Consider the following 4,841-nt stretch of genomic DNA (forward strand, 5'->3'; position numbering starts at 1 on the left):
GCAAGGCCTTTCTCGTCGAGATAGGCGTTGCGCGAGGACATGGCGAGGCCATGCGCGTCGCGGACCGTCGGCGCGCCGATGATGTCGACGGGCAGGTCGAGATCGCGGCAAAGCTGTCTGACGACGCAAAGCTGCTGATAGTCCTTCTCGCCGAAGATGGCACGGTCGGGAGCCGCCTGCAGGAAGAGCTTGGCCACGACGGTGGCGACACCGTCGAAGAAGCTCGGCCTGAACTCCGATTCCAGGCCGGAGGAGGGGCCGCCGACGGAAATCCTGGTGGCGAAGCCGGCCGGGTACATCTCCGCGACGCCTGGCGTGAAGGCGAGATGCGCTCCGGCTTCGGCCAGCCGGTCGAGGTCGCGGGCAAGTTGGCGCGGATATTTGTCGAGGTCTTCCGTCGGCGCGAACTGCGCCGGATTGACGAAGATCGAGACGACGCAGCGCTCGGCGCTTGCAAGCGCCATCCTGACCAGCGAGATGTGGCCGTCATGCAGCGCGCCCATGGTCGGCACCATGGCGATGCCGAGGCCCTCGCGCCGCCAGTCGCGGATTTGCTCGCGAAGGGCGGAAACCGTTTCGACGACGATCGGTCGGCTCATACGTTGTCCTTATCGGGTGTGGCGGCAAAGACGTGGTCCGGGCCGGGAAAAGTGCGGTCGCGCACCTCCGCCGCGAAGCGGGCGGCGGCGTCCGAGACGACATCGCGCAGGTGGGCATATTCCTTGACGAATTTCGGCACGCGGTCGACGGTCAGGCCGACCATGTCGTCGATGACCAGGATCTGGCCGTCGCAATCGCGGCTGGCGCCGATGCCGATGGTGGGAATGGCGACGGCGCGGGTAAGGTCAGCCGCGACGCTTTCGACCGTGCCCTCGATGACGACGGAAAAGGCGCCGGCCTTTTCCACCGCCTCGGCGTCGCGGAACAGGGTCGCGACATTGTCCTCGGTCCGGCCCTTGATCTTGTAGCCGCCGTCCTTCTCCACCGATTGCGGCTGCAGGCCGATATGGCCCATGACCGGGATGCCGCTGGCCACGATCGCAGCGATCTGCCCGGCCATGTCGACGCCGCCCTCCAGCTTGACCGCCTGGCAGCCCGTTTCCTCGACGATCCGCCGCGCCGAAGCGACGGCCTCAGCCGCCGAAGTCTCATAGCTGCCGGCCGGCATGTCGACGACCACGCAAGCCCTGGTGGAGCCGCGCATCACGGCCTGCCCGTGCGCGATCATCATCTCCAGCGATGCGCCGAGCGTGGTCGTGTGGCCGTGCAGCACCATGGCGACGCTGTCGCCGACCAAGAGCAGGTCGACGTGAGGATCAAGCAGGCGGGCGACAGGATAGGTATAGGCGGTCAGGCTGACGATCGGCACGCCGCCCTTGCGACGGCGAATGTCGTCGGCGCTGATCCGGCCACTGGCGGGCGGGTCTTGGACCAATCTTCACCTCCCTCAGCCGGCACCGACCAGGCGCCCGTTGGCGGGCGAGCAGAGCTTTAGAAATATGGGAACTGCTTGGCAAGCATGGCTGCGACCGCCCGTGCCGCTGTATCGATTTAGCGCACGAACCATTTACATTGCGGCCACGGCAAAACCCTTGCCTTCGCGGTTACCTGACGCCATAAGCAGGACAAAGGCGCAGCCGCTGCCGCCGCGAGGACTTGGATGAAAACTTTCCTTACGCAGTTTTTCACCTGGTGGAACAGCCAGACGCTGGGAACGCGCTTCCACACCTGGCGCCACGGCAGGAAGGTCGGCCAGGACGAAGCCGGCAACGTCTATTACGAGGGCGGCATCGATTCGGAAGGCCGCACCCGTCGCTGGGTCATCTACCGTGACTACTCGGAAGCCTCGAAGATCCCGCCGGGCTGGCACGGCTGGATCCATCACCGTGTCGACGTGGCGCCGCCGAGCGACGACTACCGGCCGCGCGAATGGCAGAAGCCGCACCAGGCGAACCTCACCGGCAGCCCCGCCGCCTACCGTCCGAAGGGCTCGGTGCTCACCAACCAGCATCGCCCGCAGGTGACCGGTGACTATGACGCCTGGACGCCCGGTTCGTAATCCACGGTCAAGGTGCTGATCGGTCCTTTGTCGCCACAATTGACGTTTAGCTGCTTGCTGATCTGAAAACGGCGACTAGCCTTGGCGTGAAAGAATCACCCGGGCGCAACCACCGGTATCCTCGCATGAGCATCTTCAGCCGAATCTCGATGGGCGCCGTGGCGGCGGCAGCAGCCGCTCTCGCCGTCTGCACGGTGACGTTTGCGGCCGCGCAGACACAGGCGGCGCCGGTGGCTGCCGACCGCATCACCAATCCGGTGGCCGAGTTCGCGGGCATCGACAAGATCACCGGCCGCATCATCACCTTCGATGTCTATATCGACGAGACGGTGCAGTTCGGCGCCCTGCAGGTGACGCCGCGCATCTGCTATTCGCGGCCGGAGACCGAGGAACCGAAGACTGATTCCTTCGTCGAGGTCGACGAGATCACGCTCGATCGCAAGATCCGCCGCATCTTCACCGGCTGGATGTTCGCCGAGAGCCCCGGCCTCAACGCCGTCGAGCATGCGGTCTATGACGTCTGGCTGAAGGGCTGCAAGCAGAAGTCGGACGTGCCGCCGCCCGAGGCCGCCAAGACCGGTGCGTCACAGGTCGATACGTCCAAGCCGAAGGCCGCCGCCGCTCCGGCTGCGACCGAGCCGGATAGCGGCGAGGCCAACTGATCCAACAGCAGATTCGGGGAACCGCTTCGTTCGCCACACGTTGGCAAAGAGCGATTGCGCACTGTTGCGCATGGAGGATCTTGCGATGTCAGCAACCAAGCACATGACGGTCAGCAAGAAGGAATTGCTAGACCTCGAAAGGGGATTCTGGACAGGCGATGCGGCCTACTACGCGGCCAACGCCGATGCCGAATGCCTCGTGGCCTTTCCGGAGATGGCGCATGCGATCAGCAATGCTGATCTGGCTAAAACCGCCAGCAAGCCACGTCGCTGGCGCGATCTCGACATCGACCTAAAGGGCATGGTCGAACCCGGCAGCGACATTGTCATGCTGACCTACGAGGCGCACGCGACGCGCGAGAATGGCGAAATCTACAACGCGCTGGTCAGCACCGGCTACGTGCATCGCACCAATGGCTGGAAGATGATGTTCCATGCGCAAACGCCGATAGAGGCTTCAGCAAAAGGCTGATCGCTACGGCCTCATGGCGAGAAGATGGCCTCGCCCTTCAAGGCCTCGGCCAGCATCTTCTCATATTGGCCTCGCGGCACGTCGACGGCGCCGAAGCGCTTGAGGTGCTCGGTGGTGAACTGGGTGTCCAGCAGCGCGAAGCCGCGCGCCTTCAACCGCTCGACCAGGTGATAGAGACAGGTCTTGGACGCGTCCGTTTCCCTGGCGAACATGCTTTCGCCGAAGAACACGCGTCCGAGCGAGACGCCGTAGAGGCCGCCGACCAGCCTTTCCTCGCGCCAGGCCTCGACCGAATGGCAATGGCCGAGCCGATAGAGATCGACATAGGCCTCGCGGATCGGCGCGTTGATCCAGGTCGAGCGGCGTTCCTCTCGCCTTTCGGCGCAGCCGTCGATCGTCGCCTCGAAATCGAAATCGTAGCGGATCTCGAACGGGTGCTTGCGGATCGTCTTCTTCAGGCTGCGCGGCGTATGAAAGCCATCGAGGGGAATGATGCCGCGCGTCTCCGGCCGCACCCAGAACACTTCCGGATCGCTGGCGCTTTCGGCCATCGGGAAGACGCCCGACGCATAGGCCTTTAGCAACAGGTCGGTGGGGATGCGATAGCCGGGCGCATAGGGACGGGTCATCGCGGCATTATAACTGCAAGCACAGCGGCTATTCCTCTTTAGCCAGATATTTTTCCAGCCAGTGGATGTCGTAGTCGCCATTGGCGATGTCGGGGTTGCCGACCAGGTCGCGGAACAGCGGCAGCGTCGTCTTTATGCCGTCGACGACGAATTCGTCCAGCGCCCGGCGCAGCCGCATCATGCATTCGACGCGGTTGCGGCCATGCACGATCAGCTTGCCGATCAGGCTGTCGTAGTAGGGCGGGATCTTGTAGCCGGAATAGACGCCGGAATCGACGCGGATGCCGAGCCCGCCAGGCGTGTGGAAATGGGTGATGGTGCCCGGCGAGGGCGTGAAGGTGCGCGGGTCCTCGGCATTGATGCGGCATTCGATGGCGTGGCCGTTGAACTTGATGTCCTCCTGCCGGACCGAGAGACCGCCGCCGGAGGCGACACGGATCTGCTCGTGCACGAGGTCGATGCCGGTGATCGCCTCCGTCACCGGATGCTCGACCTGCAGGCGGGTGTTCATTTCGATGAAATAGAACTCGCCGTCCTCATAGAGGAATTCGATGGTGCCGGCGCCGGAATAGCCGAGATCGGCGACGGCCTTGGCGCAGATGCCGCCGATGCGCGCGCGTTCCTCGGCGTTGAGCGCGGGCGAATTCGCCTCTTCCCAGACCTTCTGGTGGCGGCGTTGCAACGAGCAGTCGCGCTCGCCGAAATGGACGCCGCGGCCGGCGCCATCGCCGAATACCTGCAATTCGATGTGGCGCGGCTTCTCCAGGTATTTCTCGATATAGACGGCGTCGTCGCCGAAGGCGGCGCCGGCTTCCGACTTTGCCGTCTGCAGGGCGATCTCGAGGTCGGCCTCGCTGCGCGCCACCTTCATGCCGCGCCCGCCGCCGCCGGCCGAAGCCTTGATGATGACGGGGTAGCCGATCTCGGCGGCGACGCGCTTGGCTTCCTTCTCTTCGCTGATCGCGCCGTCGGAGCCGGGAACGACCGGAATGCCCAGGCGCTTTGCGGTACGCTTGGCC

7 protein-coding genes are annotated in these 4,841 nt (G+C 64.6%); 3 read left to right on the plus strand and 4 right to left on the minus strand.

The window, feature by feature from the left end; all coding sequences use genetic code 11:
• A partial coding sequence (gene panC / locus EN780_RS27620; protein ID WP_128275881.1) for a pantoate--beta-alanine ligase occupies positions 1-599 on the minus strand: 599 nt, incomplete at its 3' end.
• A complete protein-coding gene (gene panB, locus EN780_RS27625) occupies positions 596-1,435 on the minus strand; it encodes a 3-methyl-2-oxobutanoate hydroxymethyltransferase (RefSeq protein WP_128275882.1) in 840 nt (279 codons plus the stop codon). The genes panB and panC, both read right to left, overlap by 4 nt.
• Positions 1,436-1,660: 225 nt before the next feature.
• Between panB and EN780_RS27630 the strand changes: the two genes are divergently transcribed.
• The 3 genes from EN780_RS27630 to EN780_RS27640 all read left to right on the plus strand — a co-directional run bounded on the left by EN780_RS27630 (position 1,661) and on the right by EN780_RS27640 (position 3,193).
• Positions 1,661-2,059, plus strand: a complete 399-nt coding sequence (locus tag EN780_RS27630) for an NADH:ubiquinone oxidoreductase subunit NDUFA12 (protein WP_127287276.1) — start codon at positions 1,661-1,663, stop codon at positions 2,057-2,059.
• A gap of 125 nt (positions 2,060-2,184) precedes the next feature.
• Positions 2,185-2,721, plus strand: a complete 537-nt coding sequence (locus EN780_RS27635; RefSeq protein ID WP_128275883.1) for a DUF2155 domain-containing protein — start codon at positions 2,185-2,187, stop codon at positions 2,719-2,721.
• Positions 2,722-2,806: 85 nt separating this feature from the next.
• The gene (locus EN780_RS27640) at positions 2,807-3,193 is read left to right on the plus strand and encodes a hypothetical protein (protein WP_126054370.1); all 387 of its coding nucleotides are present in this window, start codon (positions 2,807-2,809) and stop codon (positions 3,191-3,193) included.
• An 11-nt stretch (positions 3,194-3,204) separates the two neighbouring features.
• Here EN780_RS27640 and aat read toward each other — a convergent pair whose 3' ends face one another.
• Both aat and EN780_RS27650 read right to left on the minus strand, forming a co-directional pair.
• Positions 3,205-3,822: a leucyl/phenylalanyl-tRNA--protein transferase gene (gene aat, locus EN780_RS27645; RefSeq protein ID WP_128275884.1), complete on the minus strand. Its 618-nt coding sequence runs from the start codon at positions 3,820-3,822 to the stop codon at positions 3,205-3,207.
• A gap of 28 nt (positions 3,823-3,850) precedes the next feature.
• The coding region (locus EN780_RS27650) for an ATP-grasp domain-containing protein (protein WP_128275885.1) at positions 3,851-4,841 on the minus strand (991 nt) is incomplete at its 5' end.

Origin of the sequence: Mesorhizobium sp. M4B.F.Ca.ET.089.01.1.1 (genome assembly GCF_004022605.1) — a bacterium.
In the GTDB taxonomy this organism is placed as follows: domain Bacteria; phylum Pseudomonadota; class Alphaproteobacteria; order Rhizobiales; family Rhizobiaceae; genus Mesorhizobium; species Mesorhizobium abyssinicae.